Source organism: Streptomyces sp. NPDC020884 (genome assembly GCF_044333935.1).
GTDB lineage: Bacteria > Actinomycetota > Actinomycetes > Streptomycetales > Streptomycetaceae > Streptomyces.
Genome location: NZ_JBIRRY010000004.1, coordinates 21,906 through 39,312, shown reverse-complemented (window position 1 = coordinate 39,312; position 17,407 = coordinate 21,906). Strand labels below are relative to the sequence as shown.

At 70.2% G+C, this 17,407-nt stretch carries 14 protein-coding genes; 9 read left to right on the top strand and 5 right to left on the bottom strand.

Annotation, left to right across the window (positions count from 1 at the left end; translation table 11 throughout):
* The first annotated feature begins 5 nt into the window (after positions 1-5).
* The 9 genes from ACH4UK_RS14455 (at position 6) to ACH4UK_RS14415 (ending at position 12,320) form a co-directional block, all read left to right on the top strand.
* On the top strand, positions 6-2,018 hold the full coding sequence (locus ACH4UK_RS14455) for a protein meaA (protein WP_398356371.1): 2,013 nt from the start codon (positions 6-8) through the stop codon (positions 2,016-2,018).
* Entirely contained in the window at positions 2,015-2,989 is a 975-nt protein-coding gene (locus tag ACH4UK_RS14450) for an HpcH/HpaI aldolase/citrate lyase family protein (protein ID WP_398356370.1), read from the top strand. Before ACH4UK_RS14455 ends, ACH4UK_RS14450 begins: the two co-directional genes overlap by 4 nt.
* 2 nt (positions 2,990-2,991) lie before the next feature.
* Entirely contained in the window at positions 2,992-3,495 is a 504-nt protein-coding gene (locus ACH4UK_RS14445; RefSeq protein WP_398356369.1) for a MaoC family dehydratase, read from the top strand.
* Positions 3,496-3,544: 49 nt separating this feature from the next.
* On the top strand, positions 3,545-4,750 hold the full coding sequence (locus tag ACH4UK_RS14440; RefSeq protein WP_329354904.1) for an acyl-CoA dehydrogenase family protein: 1,206 nt from the start codon (positions 3,545-3,547) through the stop codon (positions 4,748-4,750).
* 180 nt (positions 4,751-4,930) lie between these two features.
* Positions 4,931-5,578: a phosphatidylserine decarboxylase gene (locus tag ACH4UK_RS14435; RefSeq protein WP_398356368.1), complete on the top strand. Its 648-nt coding sequence runs from the start codon at positions 4,931-4,933 to the stop codon at positions 5,576-5,578.
* Positions 5,565-6,428, top strand: coding sequence for a CDP-diacylglycerol--serine O-phosphatidyltransferase (gene pssA, locus ACH4UK_RS14430; RefSeq protein ID WP_398356367.1), 864 nt, complete (start codon positions 5,565-5,567; stop codon positions 6,426-6,428). The genes ACH4UK_RS14435 and pssA overlap by 14 nt, the downstream gene beginning before the upstream one ends.
* Positions 6,429-6,737: 309 nt before the next feature.
* The gene (locus ACH4UK_RS14425) at positions 6,738-7,580 is read left to right on the top strand and encodes a hypothetical protein (protein ID WP_398356972.1); all 843 of its coding nucleotides are present in this window, start codon (positions 6,738-6,740) and stop codon (positions 7,578-7,580) included.
* 32 nt (positions 7,581-7,612) lie between these two features.
* The gene (locus tag ACH4UK_RS14420; protein ID WP_398356366.1) at positions 7,613-9,787 is read left to right on the top strand and encodes a bifunctional serine/threonine-protein kinase/ABC transporter substrate-binding protein; all 2,175 of its coding nucleotides are present in this window, start codon (positions 7,613-7,615) and stop codon (positions 9,785-9,787) included.
* A 220-nt stretch (positions 9,788-10,007) separates the two neighbouring features.
* The gene (locus ACH4UK_RS14415; RefSeq protein WP_398356365.1) at positions 10,008-12,320 is read left to right on the top strand and encodes a discoidin domain-containing protein; all 2,313 of its coding nucleotides are present in this window, start codon (positions 10,008-10,010) and stop codon (positions 12,318-12,320) included.
* Between the two features lie 78 nt (positions 12,321-12,398).
* Here the strand turns inward: ACH4UK_RS14415 and ACH4UK_RS14410 are convergent, their stop codons facing one another.
* The 5 genes from ACH4UK_RS14410 to ACH4UK_RS14390 are packed head-to-tail and all read right to left on the bottom strand — an operon-like array spanning position 12,399 to position 17,340.
* Positions 12,399-13,652, bottom strand: a complete 1,254-nt coding sequence (locus tag ACH4UK_RS14410) for an ABC transporter substrate-binding protein (protein ID WP_398356364.1) — start codon at positions 13,650-13,652, stop codon at positions 12,399-12,401.
* On the bottom strand, positions 13,649-14,866 hold the full coding sequence (locus tag ACH4UK_RS14405) for a branched-chain amino acid ABC transporter permease (RefSeq protein WP_398356363.1): 1,218 nt from the start codon (positions 14,864-14,866) through the stop codon (positions 13,649-13,651). The genes ACH4UK_RS14410 and ACH4UK_RS14405 overlap by 4 nt, the downstream gene beginning before the upstream one ends.
* Entirely contained in the window at positions 14,859-15,749 is an 891-nt protein-coding gene (locus tag ACH4UK_RS14400; RefSeq protein WP_398356362.1) for a branched-chain amino acid ABC transporter permease, read from the bottom strand. Before ACH4UK_RS14400 ends, ACH4UK_RS14405 begins: the two co-directional genes overlap by 8 nt.
* Positions 15,746-16,546 carry an ABC transporter ATP-binding protein gene (locus ACH4UK_RS14395; RefSeq protein ID WP_398356361.1) on the bottom strand — a complete coding sequence of 267 codons (801 nt, stop codon included), beginning with the start codon at positions 16,544-16,546 and terminating at the stop codon, positions 15,746-15,748. Before ACH4UK_RS14395 ends, ACH4UK_RS14400 begins: the two co-directional genes overlap by 4 nt.
* A complete protein-coding gene (locus tag ACH4UK_RS14390) occupies positions 16,543-17,340 on the bottom strand; it encodes an ABC transporter ATP-binding protein (RefSeq protein ID WP_398356360.1) in 798 nt (265 codons plus the stop codon). Before ACH4UK_RS14390 ends, ACH4UK_RS14395 begins: the two co-directional genes overlap by 4 nt.
* Positions 17,341-17,407: the final 67 nt, after the last annotated feature.

The following is a 17,407-nucleotide window of genomic DNA, read 5'->3' as shown; positions in this document are numbered from 1 at the left end:
CCGCGATGAACGAACGTCAGAAGGACCGGCCCTGGCTCATGCGGACGTACGCCGGTCACTCGACCGCCGAGGCGTCCAACGAGCTGTACCGCCGCAACCTCGCCAAGGGCCAGACGGGTCTCTCGGTCGCGTTCGATCTGCCGACGCAGACCGGGTACGACCCGGACCACATCCTCGCCCGCGGCGAGGTGGGCCGTGTCGGTGTTCCCGTCTCGCACCTCGGTGACATGCGGCGGCTGTTCCAGGACATCCCCCTGGAGCAGATGAACACCTCGATGACGATCAACGCGACCGCCATGTGGCTGCTGGCGCTCTACCAGGTGGTCGCCGAGGAGCAGGGGGCCGACCCCGACAGGCTCCAGGGGACCACGCAGAACGACATCGTGAAGGAGTACCTCTCGCGCGGGACGCACGTCTTCCCGCCGGTGCCCTCGCTGCGGCTGACCACGGACATGATCACGTACACGGTCAACCGCATCCCCAAGTGGAACCCGATCAACATCTGCAGCTACCACCTCCAGGAGGCGGGGGCGACCCCGGTCCAGGAGATCGCGTACGCCATGTCGACCGCCATCGCGGTGCTCGACGCGGTCCGCGACTCGGGCCAGGTGCCCGAGGAGAAGTTCGGTGACGTGGTCGCCCGCATCTCGTTCTTCGTGAACGCGGGCGTCCGCTTCATCGAGGAGATGTGCAAGATGCGCGCCTTCGGCCGTATCTGGGACCGCGTCACCCGCGAGCGGTACGGCATCACCGATCCCAAGCAGCGCCGCTTCCGCTACGGCGTCCAGGTCAACTCCCTCGGCCTGACCGAGGCGCAGCCGGAGAACAACGTCCAGCGCATCGTCCTGGAGATGCTGGCCGTCACCCTCTCCAAGGACGCCCGTGCCCGCGCCGTGCAGCTGCCGGCCTGGAACGAGGCGCTGGGGCTGCCCCGGCCCTGGGACCAGCAGTGGTCGCTGCGGATCCAGCAGGTCCTGGCGCACGAGAGCGATCTGCTGGAGTACGAGGACATCTTCGCCGGTTCGCATGTCATCGAGGCCAAGGTGGAGTCCCTGGTCGAGGAGTCGCTGGCGGAGATCGACCGGATCCAGCAGATGGGCGGCGCGATGGCGGCCGTCGAGTCCGGCTACCTCAAGTCCGAGCTGGTCTCCTCGCACGCGGCCCGGCGGGCCCGGATCGAGGGCGGCGAGGAGAAGATCGTCGGCGTCAACATCTACGAGACCACCGAGCCCAACCCGCTCACCTCCGACCTCGACGGCGCGATCATGACGGTCGACCCCGAGAACGAGGCCCGGGTCGTCGCCGCCCTGCACGAGTGGCGGGACAACCGCGACGAGGCGCGCGCCTCGGAGGCGCTGGCCGCGCTGAAGAAGGCCGCCGCGGGCACCGAGAACATGATGGAAGCCACCGTCGAGTGCGCCCGCGCGGGCGTCACCACCGGCGAGTGGTCCTGGGCGCTGCGGGACGTCTTCGGCGAGTTCCGCGCGCCCACCGGGGTCTCCTCGGCCCCGGTCGCGGTCACCGCCGAGCCGGGCAGCACGCTCGCCCTGGTCCGCGAGAAGGTCACCCGCACCGCCGCCGACCTGGGCGTGGGGCGGCTGCGCCTGCTGGTCGGCAAGCCGGGCCTGGACGGGCACTCCAACGGGGCCGAGCAGATCGCCGTACGGGCCAGGGACGCCGGGTTCGAGGTGGTCTACCAGGGGATCCGGCTGACGCCCGAGCAGATCACCGACGCGGCGATCGCCGAGGACGTGCACTGCGTGGGCCTGTCCATCCTCTCCGGCTCGCACGCGGAGCTGGTGCCCGATGTGCTGCACCGGCTGCGCGAGGCCGGGGCGCCGGACATCCCGGTGATCGCGGGCGGCATCATCCCGCCGGCCGACGCCGCGGCGCTCATCGAAGCCGGAGTGGCCGCCGTCTTCACCCCGAAGGACTTCGGCATCACCGAGATCATCGGCCGTATCGTCGACGAGATCCGGAAAGCGAACAAGCTCGACCCTCTGGAGGTCCCCGCATGACCACGCCCACCACCCCCGTGAACCGGCTGCGCCCCCGGCGCTCGTGTCTGGCCGTGCCGGGCTCGAACCCCCGCTTCCTGGAGAAGGCCCAGGGCCTCCCGGCCGACCAGGTCTTCCTGGACCTGGAGGACGCCTGCGCGCCGCTCGCCAAGGAAGGCGCCCGCCACCACATCGTGGAGGCGCTGAACAACGGTGACTGGAGCGGCAAGACCCGGGTCGTGCGGGTCAACGACTGGACGACGCACTGGACGTACCGGGACGTCATCACGGTCGTCGAGGGCGCGGGCCCCAACCTCGACTGCATCATGCTGCCGAAGGTCCAGGACGCCCAGCAGGTCGTGGCGCTGGACCTGCTGCTGACCCAGATCGAGAAGACGATGGGCTTCGAGGTCGGGAAGATCGGCATCGAGGCGCAGATCGAGAACGCCAAGGGCCTGGTGAACATCGACGACATCGCCGCCGCCTCGCCGCGCCTGGAGACGCTGATCTTCGGCCCGGCCGACTTCATGGCCTCGATCAACATGAAGACCCTGGTCGTCGGGCAGCAGCCGCCCGGCTATCCGGCGGACGCCTACCACTACATCCTGATGCGCATCCTGATGGCGGCCCGGACGCACGACCTCCAGGCGATCGACGGCCCGTTCCTCCAGATCCGCGACGTGGACGCCTACCGCGAGGTGGCCGGCCGCGCCGCCGCTCTCGGCTTCGACGGCAAGTGGGTGCTGCACCCGGGTCAGGTCGACGCGGCCAACGAGGTGTTCTCGCCCTCGCAGGAGGACTACGACCACGCCGAGCTGATCCTCGACGCGTACGACTGGTGCACCTCCGAGGAGGGCGGCAAGAAGGGCTCCGCGATGCTCGGCGACGAGATGATCGACGAGGCCAGCCGCAAGATGGCCCTGGTCATCGCGGGCAAGGGCCGGGCCGCCGGAATGCGGCGCACCTCCAAGTTCGAAGCCCCGGAGGCCTGATCATGCAGTTCGGACGCACTTTTGAGGAGTTCGAGGTCGGTGCGGTCTACAAGCACTGGCCCGGAAAGACGGTCACCGAGTACGACGACCACCTCTTCTGCCTGCTGACCATGAACCACCACCCGCTGCACATGGACGGCAACTACGCGGAGAAGACGACCGACTTCGGGAAGAACGTCGTCGTCGGCAACTACATCTACTCGCTGCTGCTCGGCATGTCGGTGCCGGACGTCTCCGGAAAGGCCATCGCCAACCTGGAGGTCGAATCGCTGAAGCACATCGCGCCGACCTTCCACGGCGACACCCTCTACGGCGAGACGACCGTGCTGGACAAGACCCCGTCGAAGTCCAAGAACGACCGCGGGATCGTGTACGTGGAGACCAAGGGCTACAAGCAGGACGGCACCGTGGTCTGCGTGTTCCGGCGCAAGGTGATGGTCCCCACCGAGACGTACATCAAGGAGCGCGGCGGAGAGCAGCCCGGCCGCCCGACGCCCGCCAAGTAACTGTGTGAAGCCTTAAGGCCATCCGCGTGAAGCCACAGGAGAAGCAGCCATGACGCGACTCGCCCAGACCGCCGGTCTCAACGACATCCAGCGGGAAATCCTTTCCACGGTCCGGGATTTCGTCGACAAGGAGATCATTCCGGTCGCGACCCAGCTGGAGCACCGCGACGAGTACCCCACGGAAATCGTCGAGGGGCTCAAGGAACTCGGCCTGTTCGGGCTGATGATCCCCGAGGAGTACGGGGGTCTGGGTGAGTCGCTGCTCACCTACGCGCTGTGCGTGGAGGAGATCGCGCGCGGCTGGATGAGCGTTTCGGGCATCATCAACACGCATTTCATCGTGGCCTACATGCTCAAGCAGCACGGCACCCAGGAACAGAAGGACACGTTCCTGCCGCGGATGGCGCTCGGCGAGGTGCGGGGCGCGTTCTCGATGTCCGAGCCGGCGCTCGGCTCGGATGTCTCGGCGATCTCGTCCAAGGGCGTCAGGGACGGCGACGAGTATGTTCTCAACGGCCAGAAGATGTGGCTGACGAACGGTGGAACGTCGACTCTGGTGGCTGTTCTGTGCCGAAGTGACGAAGGCCACCCGGAGGGCACCGCGCCGCACAAGTCGATGACCACCTTCCTCATCGAGAAGGAGCCCGGCTTCGGAGAGGTCCGGCCCGGCCTGACCATCCCCGGGAAGATCGACAAGATGGGCTACAAGGGCGTCGACACGACCGAGCTCATCATGGACGACCTGCGCATTCCGGCCAATCGCGTCCTCGGGGGCACGACCGGCCGAGGGTTTTACCAAATGATGGACGGCGTCGAGGTCGGGCGGGTGAATGTCGCCGCGCGTGGTTGCGGTGTCGCACAACGTGCATTCGAATTGGGCGTTTCGTACGCCCAGCAGCGCCACACCTTCGGCAAACCGATCGCCCAGCACCAGGCGATCCAGTTCAAACTGGCCGAAATGGCCACCAAGGTCGAAGCCGCTCATGCGATGATGGTCAATGCGGCACGCAAAAAGGACTCCGGGGAACGAAACGACCTGGAGGCAGGGATGGCGAAGTACCTCGCCTCCGAGTACTGCAAGGAAGTCGTCGAGGACGCCTTCCGTATCCACGGCGGTTACGGCTTCTCCAAGGAGTACGAGATCGAGCGCCTCTACCGCGAGGCGCCGATGCTGCTGATCGGCGAAGGTACCGCCGAGATCCAGAAAATGATCATTGGCCGGCGCCTCTTGGAGGAGTACCGATTCCAGGGCTGATTGTCCCTTTCGAGGTGATTTGGTGGCGAAGAACATCACACCGAGTCATCCTCAACGGGTGCCTTTCTGCCGTCCGACTCGGCTGCTGGCTTGCCCAGTTGCGCCCGGCAACCGATACCATCGCCGGAAAGCCGCCGTCCCCCGTTGCCAGCGCGGCATCATCCGCTACGAAGGTCATTCATGCCCGACAGCACTTCCTCCGCACCCCGCGGCGGGGTCCGCATCGCCCGCGGAGCATCGCCGTGGCTCCTGCCGACCGTCGCCACCGCAGCCCTCAGCCTGGCCCGCGCCCGCAAGTCGGGGCGCTGGGCGGCCGTGGCTGTGCCCACCACCGCGCTCGCGGCGGGCATGCTGTGGTTCTTCCGTGACCCCGAGCGCGAGATCACTGACGGCAGGGTCATCTCCCCTGCCGACGGTGTGGTGCAGAGCATCATGCCGTGGAAGGACGGGCGCACCCGCGTCGCGATCTTCATGAGCCCGCTCAACGTCCACGTCAACCGCGCGCCACTGGCGGGCACCGTGACGTCGGTCGAGCACATCCCGGGCGGGTTCGTTCCGGCGTTCAACAAGGAGAGCGAGAACAACGAGCGCGTAGTCTGGCACTTCGACACCGAGCTCGGCGACATCGAGATGGTGCAGATCGCCGGTGCGGTCGCCCGTCGGATCGTTCCGTACCTCCCCGAGGGCACGAAGGTGGAGCAGGGCGAGCGCATCGGCCTGATCCGCTTCGGCTCGCGCGTGGACATCTACCTTCCGGAAGGTATCGATGTCGCGGTCGAGGTCGGCCAGGCCACCACCGCGGGGGTGACTCGAATTGACCGTGATTGATCCTGATACACAGGCCGGCTGGGTACCGGAGGCCGACGAGGAGAGCGACGCCGACGGCGCGGAGGACATGCCGCTGTCGATGCGGCTGTCGATAGCGGACACGCTCACGCTCGGTAACGCGACGTGCGGGTTCATGGCGGTGTACTTCACCACCACGGGCATTCTGATCCCGCACCTCACGGGCAGCGACGAGACGGGCATGGCCCGGCACTCGGCCGCCACCGCGGTGATCCTCATGCTGATGGCCGCCATCTTCGACCTGTTCGACGGGCTCGTGGCGCGCAAGCTGCGTTCCTCGCCGATGGGCGCCGAGCTGGACAACCTCTCGGACCTGATCAGCTTCGGGCTCGCCCCGGCCTACTTCGTGCTCGTGTACGGCATGGTCGCCGACGACGCGCACCAGCGGGTGTCGGCGCTGGCGGCGATCGTGGTGTTGCTGGCGGTGGTGCTCAGACTGGCCAGATTCTCCTGTGTGACGTTGAAGGACGGCATGTTCCAGGGCATGCCGAGCCCCTTCGGAGCGCTGACGGTCGTCTCGATCGTGCTCCTGGAGCTGCCCTTCATCCCGACGCTCCTCGCGATCGTCGGCGTGGCCTGGCTGATGGTGAGCCGGGTGGAGTACCCCAAGCCGCGGGGCATCCTCGCGGTGGCGATGCTCGGCTGGATCGTGGCCGCGATGGGGCTGCTCGCCGCATGGGCGTTCGACGCGCCCGGCGGTCAGCTGCTGCTCCAGACGGGCTGCGCGCTCCAGGTGGTGCTCGGCGCGGTCATCCCGCTGTTCGCCACGGCGCGACGGGTGAACACGTTCCGTGACAACCGGCGCGAGGCGCGGGCTGCACAACTGCCGTAGCGGGCGGATGGACGAACCAGGGCGAGGGCCCGGATGCTCCCCGGCATCCGGGCCCTCGCGCGTTCCCGGGCCCTTGCGCCGGGCGCTCGCGCGTTCCCGGCCGCTGGTCCGGGTTTCCTGCCCGGCGCCTACCACCCCGCGCCTCGGGCCGCCAGAGGCGAAGTCCTCCCGGTGGCTGGGAAGTTTCGGCAACGAGGTGAGTACGGGCCTCCCGTCCCTCCGCCGCACCCGGCTTCTAGAATCACCTCGCAACCGACACCCGGACCAGTTCGGCCAGGGTGCGGAGCGGGGGACCAGGGGGGTCCGATGATGAAGCTGATGCTGGTGGGGACACGTGTGATGGCGGTCGCGGCGGCGGGAGTGCTGCTGGCCGGCTGCGGCGGGTCGGCGTCGAAGAGCGGGCCGGACCCGAAACGGAGCGGATCGGCGAAGCAGGGCGGTCCGGCCACCGACGGGGAGAAGACGGGGGCCTCGGGGAAGCCGGACCCGAAGCAGTCCACGCTGCCGGGGGCGCTGCCCAGCGCGTACGACTTCACGCCGAACCCGGCGCGGGTCCCGAAGAACGCGGCCCAGGCGCGGAAGCTGACGCGCAACGCCGCGCTCGGGGAGGCCGACTGGACGGCGGGGATGGTCCGGCACACACCGTACGAGGGCGGCGGCAGCTGGCCCGTGCTGGCGGACTCCTGCGTCTGGAGCCGCTCCGCACTGCCCTCCGGCGTGCTGGACAGCTTCACCCGGCGGCTCGACGTCCCGGCGCAGGACGGCAAGGGCCGGGTCCAGGGGGCGGTGACCGTGACCGTGCACCGGAGCGTGGCGGGCGCCGACAAGGAGATCAAGGACACCGTCCAGGAGAGCTTCCGCTGCCCGCAGCAGGAGCTGGGCGGCGGACAGCGCCTCAGCGGTCTGATGTCCCTCCAGTTCGACCAGAAGGACGTGCGCAACGCGGACGCCTCGCTGTTCGAGGCGGGGAAGTACTCCGGTCCGGGCTCGGGCGGGATCCAGGACTACGTGTGGACCAAGTCCCGGATCGGCCCGGTGACGACGGCCGTGTCGGTCAAGGGCGCGAAGGGCTACAAGAACAGCGACCTGCTGCGGATCGCCGCCGAGGGCGGCGCCAAGGTGCTCTACCGCGTCGAGCTGGAACTGAAGTGACCGTCGGCCCGGACGAAAGGCACTGACCCCTGATGGAACCGCTCCGTTCCACCGACCCGGCTCGGATCGCCGGGTACCGCATCCTCGGCCGCCTCGGCGCCGGGGGCATGGGTGTGGTGCTGCTGGGCCGGTCGCCCGGCGGCGCGCTGGTGGCGATCAAGCTGATCCGGTCGGAGTACGCCGACGATCTCGCCTTCCGGGCCCGTTTCCGGCGCGAGGTGGCCATCGCCCGGCAGGTCCGCAACCGGTGGGCGGTGCCGGTGGTCGACGCCGACACCGAGGCGCCGGCCCCGTGGCTGGCCACCGAGTTCGTGCCGGGTCCGGCCCTGAGCGAGACGGTCGGCAGCGGGGGGCCGCTGCCGGAACGCGGGGTGCGGGCGCTGGGCTCGATGCTCGCGGAGGCGCTGGAGGCCGTCCACGCGGCGGGGCTCGTGCACCGGGACGTGAAGCCCGGCAACGTGCTGCTGGGCCTGGACGGGCCCCGGCTGATCGACTTCGGGATCGCGCGGGCCCTGGACGACACCGTTCTCACGGCGACGGACGTGATCGTCGGCTCCCCCGGCTTCCTCTCGCCCGAGCAGGCGCAGGGGCGGCGGATCGGCCCGGCGAGCGACGTCTTCTCGCTGGGCTGCGTGCTGGTGTACGCGGCCACCGGCGGGCGGCCGTTCGGCACCGGCCCGGTGGAGGCGATGCTGTTCCGCACGGTGCACGACACCGCGGATCTGAGCGCCTTGCCGCCGGGACTGCTCCCGGTCGTCGAGGCGTGCCTGTCCAAGGATCCCGAGGGGCGTCCGACGGCGGCCGACATCCGGCAGGCGTTCGTCGAGGACGTGTCGGGCGGCAGCTGGCTGCCCGCTCCGGTCACCCATCTGATCGCCGAGCGCTCGGCGCGGATGCTCGCCCTGCCGGACATCGACGCGACGAGCCTGGACGCCCGCGCGGGCGACGGTCCGGACACGGCAGGCGGGACCGGGACCGGCGGGGGCCGGGACACGACCGCGGTTCCGGCCCTCCCCGGCCGGCGTCGCTTCCTCGCGTACGTCGCCGGGGGCGCGGCGCTCGCGGCGACCGGCGGCACCACCGCCTGGCTGGTCTCCTCCGGCGACGACAAGGACCCGGGCGGCGGGGGCGAGGAGGACGGGAAGACGGCCCGTCCGGAGCTGCACATCGGGCTCCAGGCCGATCTCAGCGGCCCGTCGGCGGCTCTCGGCAAGGGCCAGGACCGGGGAGCGCGGCTCGCGGTGGCGGAGCTCAACGCGCGGGGAAACGCTCCGTTCACGCTGCGGCTGACCACGGTCGACGACGGGGGCGACGAGGAGCGGGCGAAGGCGGCGGTGCGCCGGTTCGCCGAGGATCCGCTCCTGGTGGCCGCCCTCGGGGCGACCGGCACGGACGCGGCCCGGGAGGCGCTGGTCGCCTACGACGAGGCGGCGCTGCCGCTGCTCAGCGTGGTCGACGGGGACATCCGGCACCTGAACCGCGTCTTCCTGTGCGCCCGGCCGCGCAACGACATGCAGATGCTGCCGGTGGCCGAGTTCCTCGGGGCGTACGAGATCGACCGGATCGCGCTGGTGGACGACGGCACCGAGTACGGCCGGCAGACCACCCGCTTCCTCGACGCGGGGCTGCGCGGCAACGGCCGCACGGTGCTCGCGGAGACCGTCCGGGAAGGCGCCCGCGACCTGGACGCCGAGGCCGAGCGGATCGTCGCGAAGCAGCCGGGCGCGGTGGTGTACGGGGGCGGCCGGCGGGACGCCGGACGGTTCGCGAAGTCGCTGACCAAGGCCGGGTTCCTGGGGCCGAAGATCGGCACCCAGGCCGTGCACGACCCGCGGTTCCTGGCGGAGGCGGGCGAGGACGCGGCGGGCTGGCTGGTCGTCTCGACGGCCGCGGACCCCGCTTCCGTGCCCTCGGTGCACCCGTTCGCCGCCGCCTACCGCAAGCGCTTCGACAGTGCGCCGCCGCTGTTCGCGGCGGAGGCGTACGACGCGGTCGGGCTGATCGCCGCCTGTGCCGAGGGGCTGGGCCGGGAGCGGATCAGCCGTCAGGACCTGCTGCCCGCGCTGCGGACGACCTCGTACAAGGGGGTGTCCAAGAGCTACGCCTTCGAGTCCGCCAACGGGATGTACACCGGGACCGGGGTCTTCATCTACCGGGTGGAGCGGGGGCGCTTCCGGTACATCGGGATGGACGGCCGGGAGGTCTGACCGCTCCGCCGGCGCCCCGCTCCCGGGCCGGGCGTCGGGCCGTCCTGTCCACAACCCACCATCTACGGGTCGGTAATTTAAGCGCTCAAGACAATATTTTGCGCACCGGCATAGACTTCCTTGCGGAGGTGCTTTTAGCCTCAGGGCGTTCGCAGAGCCCCCGAGCCGCAAGGACGGACCTGTGCCCCCTCCCCCACCACCCCCACGCCGTGGCCGCGTCATGCGGCGATCCCTGTCCGCCTCCCTGGCCATGGCGCTCACCGCCCTGGCCACCGCCACCACGCTCGTCGTGGCCGGAGCGCCCCCCGCCGCTGCCGCCGCCGTCCCCGCACCGTCACCGCTGGACGTCCCCGGACGCGGCGCGAGCGTCCCCTTCAAGGAGCAGGAGGCCGAGTACGCCGCCACCAACGGCACGCTCATCGGCCCGAACCGGCTCTACGGCACCCTGCCCTCGGAGGCGTCGGGCCGGCAGGCCGTGACGCTCGACGCGGTCGGCGAGTACGTGGAGTTCACCCTCACCGCCCCGGCGAACGCGATGACCTTCCGCTACTCCCTGCCGGACAACGCCGCCGGGACGGGCCGGGACGCCTCGATCGACGTACGGGTCAACGGCAACCAGCTCAAGAGCGTGCCGGTGACCTCCAAGTACGGCTGGTACTACGGCGGCTACCCGTTCAACAACAACCCGGGCGACACCAACCCGCACCACTTCTACGACGAGACCCGGACCATGTTCGGCTCGACGCTGGCCGCGGGGACCAAGGTGCGCCTCCAGGTCTCCTCGACCGCCCAGTCCCCCACGTTCACCATCGACCTGGCCGACTTCGAGCAGGTCGCCGCGCCCGTCGGCAAGCCCTCCGGGGCCCTGGACGTGGTGAGCGACTTCGGCGCCGACCCGACCGGCGCGGCCGACGCGACGGCGAAGATCCAGGCGGCTGTCGACGCGGGCCGCACCCAGGGCAAGGAGGTGTACATCCCGCAGGGCACGTTCAAGGTCCAGGACCACATCATCGTCGACAAGGTGACCTTGCGGGGCGCGGGCCCCTGGTACAGCGTGCTGACCGGCCGGCACCCCACGGACCGCAGCAAGGCCGTCGGCGTGTACGGCAAGTACGCGGCACAGGGCGGCAGTTCGAACGTCACGCTGAAGGACTTCGCCATCATCGGCGACATCCGCGAGCGGGTGGACAACGATCAGGTGAACGCCATCGGCGGATCGCTGTCGGACTCGGTCGTCGACAACCTCTGGCTCCAGCACACCAAGTGCGGCGCCTGGCTGACCGGCCCGATGAACAACTTCACCATGAAGAACACCCGGATCCTGGACCAGACGGCCGACGGGGTCAACTTCCACTACGGGGTGACCAACTCCACCGTCACCAACACCTTCGTCCGCAACAGCGGTGACGACGGACTCGCCATGTGGGCGGAGAACATCCCGAACGTGAAGAACAAGTTCACGTTCAACACCGTCATCCTGCCGATCCTGGCGAACAACATCGTCACCTACGGCGGCAAGGACATCACCATCTCCGACAACGTCATGTCGGACTCCATCACCAACGGCGGCGGCCTGCACATCGCCAACCGCTATCCGGGCGTCAACTCCGGTCAGGGCACCGCCGTTTCGGGCACGCACACCGCCGCCCGCAACACCCTGATCCGGACCGGCAACAACGACTACAACTGGAACTTCGGGGTGGGCGCGGTCTGGTTCAGCGGGCTCAACGAACCGATCGACAACGCCACGCTCAACATCACCGACACCGAGATCCTGGACAGCTCCTACGCGGCGATCCACCTGATCGAGGGCGCGACCAACGGGCTGAACTTCAAGAACGTCAAGATCGACGGGGCGGGCACCTACGCCCTGCAGATCCAGTCCCCGGGCAAGGCGACGTTCACCGATGTCGTCGCCAAGAACATCGCCCAGTCCAACCCGATCCACAACTGCGTCGGCGCGGGCTTCCAGATCACCCGCGTCACCGGCAACTCCGGCTGGTACGCGGACCCGCCCGCCTGCACGGGTGTCTGGCCGGACCCGGTGTGGACCAACGGCGGAGTGCCCGGCGGCGGCGGCCCCACCGATCCCACCGACCCGCCGGAGGAGACCGGCAATCTCGCCCGGGGCCGGAGCCTCACGGCCACCAGCAGCGTCGCCGGCTACGGCGCGGCCAACGCCGTGGACGGCAACCCGGACACGTACTGGGAGAGCACCAACAACGCCTTCCCGCAGTCCGTCACCGTGGACCTCGGCGCGGCGAAGGCGGTCAAGCGGGTGGTGCTGAAGCTGCCTCCCGCCGCCGCGTGGGCCGCCCGTACCCAGACCCTCTCCGTCTCCGGCAGCACCGACAACTCCACGTACAACTCCCTGAAGGCGTCGGCCGGTTACGCCTTCAACCCGGCGAGCGGCAACACCGCCACCGTGACCCTGCCCGGCACCTCCGCCCGCTATCTGAAGCTGACGTTCACCGGCAACACCGGATGGCCGGCCGCGCAGCTCTCCGAACTGGAGGCGTACACCACCGGCTGACGGCACCGACCGAACGCGCCCGGGGAGGGGTGCGGGGGGGGGTCCCCACCCGCACCCCTCCCCGGGGTCGGTGAACCGTCAGGAACCGGCGGTGAAGGACTCGGCCGCCGCGGCGACCTCGGCCGGCCGGACCACCTTCAGCCCGCCGGGGGCACCGGCGTCCGGCTTCATGATGACGCTCTCCCGGGTGGACGGGGCCTTCGGGTCCGAGAAGTCGTGCGACACCCCGAACTCGCTCCCGTACCCCTTGATCGTGAGCAGCGCCTTGTCGATGCCCTCACGGGTGAGGTCCTTGTCGTCGCACGCCTTCGACAGGGCCTCGCCGAACAGGGAGGCCGCGGTGTAGCCCGCCACGACGCCGTTGTCGAGCACGTCCTTCGGGTACTGCGCGGCATACTCCTTGGCGAGCTTGGCGGGGCCGTCGCCCGGGTCGCCGATCGGCAGCGTGGAGGCCGCGATGTAGTAGTCCTTGAGCAGGGCCGGTCCCGCCTGGGTCTTCAACAGCTGCGGTGCGTAAGCCGAGTTGTTGCCGACGACCGGGACCTGGAAGCCGGTGGCCGCCGCGACGCCGACGAGCGAGGCCGCCTGGCGCGGGCCCGCGCTCACGATCACCGCCTTGACCCCGGCCTGCTTGAGGGCGGCGACCTGGGCCGTCATGTCGTTGTCGGTGGGCTTGATCTTCTGCTCGACGACGGTCAGCCCGGCCTCCTTCGCCGCGTGCTTCGAGCCGACGAGCGCGTTCTCGCCGTAGTCGCCCTCGAAGTACACATGACCGATCTTGTCGCCCTTCGCGATGCGCTTCTCGGCGAGGAGATAGTCGATGAGGTTGATCGTCTCGACGTCGTAGGTGGCACCGATGACCCGGATGTACGGGGAGCCCAGCAGATTCGCCGACCAGGCCTGCGGCAGCACGAGGCCCTTGTCCTGGCCGTCGATGCGCTGCTCGACGGCGGCGACGAACGGGGAGCCGATGAACTGGGCGAAGCCCACCACCTCCGGCTCCAGCTCGGTGTACGCGGCGATCGCCTTCTGGGGGTCGTAGCCGTGGTCGCGGACCGTCAGTTCGATCTTCCGGTCGCAGATGCCGCCCTCGTCGTTCGTCTGCTTGACCCACAGTTGCTGGGCCTGGGTGACGCTCTTGCCCAGCGAGGCGTAGACGCCGGTCATGTCGGTCAGCACGCCGAGGGAGATCGTCGAGGAGGAGACCCCGGGGCCGGTCTTGATCCCGCCCTCGCCCTCCTCGTTCGCCTTTCCGTCGGTCGCCTTGCCGCTGCACCCCACGAGGGTGACGGCGAGCGTGGCGACCACGGCCGTGAGCACTCTCAGTTTCATGACTTCTCCCCTGGATTCCCTGGATTGTGCGGAGCCGCCGATTGCTTCGGGACCTTCGGCTGCTTCGGGACCTTCGGCTGCTTCGGAGCCTTCGGTTTCTTCGCGCGGGCGAGGCCCAGGCGGGCGAGGCCGCCGGGCAGGAACAGGACCACCGCGACCACCGCGGCGCCGTACAGGTAGCGGGACGCCTCACCGGGCGCCAGCCCGCCCGTGCCGGGGGCGGAGACCAGCGGGAGGGAGTCGCTGTAGTGCGTGAACACCTGCGGGAGCAGGGAGACGAAGGCGGCGCCGATCACCGCTCCCGCGACGCTGCCGAGCCCGCCGATGACGATCATGGCGAGGTATTCGAGGGAGAGGATCATGCCGAAGTACTCGGGCACGGTCCGCTGGAAGACGAGAGCCAGCAGGACGCCCGCGAGGCCCGCGTACATCGAGGACAGGACGAAGACGCCGGCCCGGTAGCGGGCCACCGGCACGCCCATCACCCCGGCCGCGATGCGGTGGTCGCGGATGGCGTTCATGGCCCGTCCCGGCCGGCCGCGCAGCACCCCCCGGGCGAACAGCGCGCTCAGCAGGAGCGCGAGCAGGCCCACGTACCAGAGCTTCTCCGAGGAGCCGAACGGCACGGCGGCGACGAGGAGTTCGCTGTCGTCGAAGGTGAAGCCGAACAGCGACAGCGGCGGTACCGCCCGGCCGTTGTAACCACCGGTCAGCGAGCCCGCGTTGAACAGGACGTGCTGTCCGATGAAGATCAGCGCGAGGGTGGCGATACCGAGGTACGCGCCGCGCAGCCGGCCGGCGATGGGGCTGAAGAGGCCGCCCGCCGCTCCGGCGAGCAGCACGGCGAGGATCGCGGCCAGCCAGGTCGGCAGCCCGAGTCCGGACAGCGTGTGCCCGTTCTCGGTGCTGCTCTCGCCCGCCAGGACGCAGTAGCCGTACGCGCCGACCGCGAGGAAGAACGCGTGGCCCATGGAGAGCTGCCCGGTGGCGCCGGTGAGCATGTTGAGCCCGATGGCGCCGATCGCGGCCGCCATCGCGAACAGTCCGGCCTGGAGCCAGAAGCGGTCCAGGTAGAACGGGAGGACCAGCAGCAGGAGGGAGCCGGCGAGGACGGCGTACGTACGGGGGTTGCGCAGCCGGTCGGTGACGCCCTCCGATCCGCCGCGTACGGGAGTCGCGGGGGCGGCGGGGGCTTCGGCGGTGGTGTCAGACACGGGCGAGCTCCTTCGTGCCGAAGAGTCCCGCGGGCCGGATGAGCAGGACCGCCACCATCACCAGATAGGGCGCCAAGTCCCCGATGCCCCGGCCGAGGAAGGAGAGGTCACTCTGGTAGCCGGTGGCCAGCGACTCGGTGACGCCGACGATGAGTCCCCCGGCCAGCGCCCCGGTGGTGGAGTCGAGTCCGCCGAGGATCGCGGCGGGGAACGCCTTGAGCGCGGCGAGCGAGGTGGCGCGTTCGAGGCCGGGGGTCGGGAACACGGTGAGGAAGAGGGCGGCGACGGCGGCGAGGGCCCCGGCGACCGCCCAGGCGGCCAGCGACACCCGCCCCAGCTTGATGCCCATGAGCGCCGCCGTCTGCGGGTTCTCGGCGGCGGCCCGCATCGACACACCCCACGAGGTGTAGCGGAAGGCGAGCAGGAACACCGTGATCAGCAGCCCGGCGGCGAGGAACGCGGCGATGCGGGTCTGGGCGAGGGTGACGCCGCCGATGGAGACGACCTCGGTGCCCCAGGGGTCTCCGAGGGCGAGCACGTCCGTGCCCATCCGGCGGGTGAGTTCGGTGATCAGGAGGATGTCGACGCCGATGGTGACGATGGCCAGGACGCTCTGGTCGCTGCCCCGGTAGCGGCGCATCACGAAGAACTCGATGGCCGCCCCGACGGATGCGGCCCCGGCGATCCCGACGAGCAGGGCGGGCCAGAAGCCGATGTCGTCGTGGAGCACGGCGGTGACGTATCCGCCCGCCAACAGCAGGGAGGCGTGGGCGAAGTTGACGACCTCGGTGGCCTTGAAGATGACGACGAACCCGAGCGCGATGAGTGCGTAGACCGAGCCGATCGACAGGCCGCCGAGGAGGAGTTCGACGAACGTGGTCATTGAGGTGCTCCCAAGTAGGCCTGGACGACGGCCGGGTCGTTCTGGACCTCGGCGGGGGTGCCCCCGGCGATCCGCCGTCCGAAGTCGAGTACGGTCACCGCGTCCGCGAGCCGCATCACCACTCCCATGTCGTGCTCGACCAGCACGATGGAGATGCCGAGGCTGTCGCGCACATCGGCCACGACGGCGGCGGTGCGGCGGCGCTCGTCCGCGGTCATCCCGGCGATCGGCTCGTCCAGCAGCAGGACCTTCGGCTCCATGCACAGGGCGCGGCCGAGCTCGACGAGCTTCTGCTGCCCGTACGGCAGCGATCCCGCAGGGCGCTCCAACTCCTTGTCCAGGCCGATGAATTCGGCGATCTCCCGGACCCGGTCGCGGTGGCGTCGCTCCTCCCGTGCGGCGGAGGGCAGCCGCAGGCCGGTGGCGAGGAAACCGGAGCGGGTCAGCCGGTGGCGGCCGAGCAGGAGACTGTCGGCGACGGTCGCCTGCGGGGGCAGCGCCAGGTTCTGGAAGGTGCGCGCGACCCCGAGGCCCGCGATGGCGTGCGGCGCGAGTCCGGTGAGCTCGGTGTCGCCGAGGCGGACGTGTCCTGAGGTGGCGCGGTAGACGCCGGACAGGACGTTGAAGCAGGTGGACTTGCCCGCGCCGTTGGGTCCGATGACGGCGTGCACGCTGCCGGGTTCGACGGTGAAGGAGACGTTGTCCAGGGCGGTGAGCCCGGAGAAGCGGACGGTGACGTCCCGCACGGCGAGTGCGGCCGTCGTGTCGTTCCCGGTGGCCGGGGCGGTGGCGGTCACGCGGACCACCTGCTCAGGGTGCGGCGGGTCCGGGCGGCCGGGTCGGCGTCCGCCGCCGCGTCCTCGTCGACGACGCCGAGATAGCGCCGGCGGACCTCGTCGGACGCGGCGAGTTCGTCGGCGGGTCCGGACAGGGCGACCTCGCCGACGTCCAGGACGTACGCCGTGGAGGCGAGCCGCAGGGCGATGGCCGCGTTCTGTTCGACGAGCATGACCGAGGTGCCGGCCGCGTTGATCTCCTGCACGGTCTCGGCGATCCTGGCCGCCATCAGCGGGGCGAGGCCGAGCGAGGGCTCGTCCAGCAGGAGGAGCCGGGGCCCCGCCATCAGGGCCCGGCCCATCGCCAGCATCTGCTGCTCGCCGCCGGACAGCAGCCCGGCCCGCTGGTGGGCGCGGTCGGCGAGCACCGGGAACAGCTCGTGCACCCGGGCCAGTGCGGCGCTCGTCCGCCCCCGCCCGCCGCGCGCCCCGAGGGCGCCCGCCCGCAGGTTGTCGGCCACCGTCATCCGGGCGAAGACCTGCCGGCCCTCCGGTACCTGGACCACTCCGGCGGCCACCACCTGGGCGGCCCGCAGCCCCTCCAGGGGGCGGCCGTCGAACCGGATGGTGCCGGTGCCCGTCCCGCGGTGGAAGCCGAGGGTCCGCGACACGGCCCGCAGCAGCGTGGTCTTGCCCGCGCCGTTGCCGCCGAGTACGGCGGTGATCCCGCCGTCCGGCACATCCACGGAGATGTCGCGCAGCGCCCGGACCGGGCCGTAGCCGACGGACAGCCCGCGGATCTCTAGCGTTGCCATGCGTCCTCCTCCTTCCGCCTTGTCGTCCTGTGTTCACCTGTCGTGCTCATCGGTGAGGGTCTGGCGT

Excerpts from the sequence above, each read along its gene's own strand:
- ACH4UK_RS14455 (WP_398356371.1), top strand. The coding sequence starts at position 6 with ATGAACGAACGTCAGAAGGACCGGCCCTGGCTCATGCGGACGTACGCC.
- ACH4UK_RS14450 (WP_398356370.1), top strand. The coding sequence starts at position 2,015 with ATGACCACGCCCACCACCCCCGTGAACCGGCTGCGCCCCCGGCGCTCG.
- ACH4UK_RS14445 (WP_398356369.1), top strand. The coding sequence starts at position 2,992 with ATGCAGTTCGGACGCACTTTTGAGGAGTTCGAGGTCGGTGCGGTCTAC.
- ACH4UK_RS14440 (WP_329354904.1), top strand. The coding sequence starts at position 3,545 with ATGACGCGACTCGCCCAGACCGCCGGTCTCAACGACATCCAGCGGGAA.
- ACH4UK_RS14435 (WP_398356368.1), top strand. The coding sequence starts at position 4,931 with ATGCCCGACAGCACTTCCTCCGCACCCCGCGGCGGGGTCCGCATCGCC.
- ACH4UK_RS14425 (WP_398356972.1), top strand. The coding sequence starts at position 6,738 with ATGAAGCTGATGCTGGTGGGGACACGTGTGATGGCGGTCGCGGCGGCG.
- ACH4UK_RS14420 (WP_398356366.1), top strand. The coding sequence starts at position 7,613 with ATGGAACCGCTCCGTTCCACCGACCCGGCTCGGATCGCCGGGTACCGC.
- ACH4UK_RS14415 (WP_398356365.1), top strand. The coding sequence starts at position 10,008 with ATGCGGCGATCCCTGTCCGCCTCCCTGGCCATGGCGCTCACCGCCCTG.
- ACH4UK_RS14410 (WP_398356364.1), bottom strand. The coding sequence starts at position 13,652 with ATGAAACTGAGAGTGCTCACGGCCGTGGTCGCCACGCTCGCCGTCACC.
- ACH4UK_RS14400 (WP_398356362.1), bottom strand. The coding sequence starts at position 15,749 with ATGACCACGTTCGTCGAACTCCTCCTCGGCGGCCTGTCGATCGGCTCG.
- ACH4UK_RS14390 (WP_398356360.1), bottom strand. The coding sequence starts at position 17,340 with ATGGCAACGCTAGAGATCCGCGGGCTGTCCGTCGGCTACGGCCCGGTC.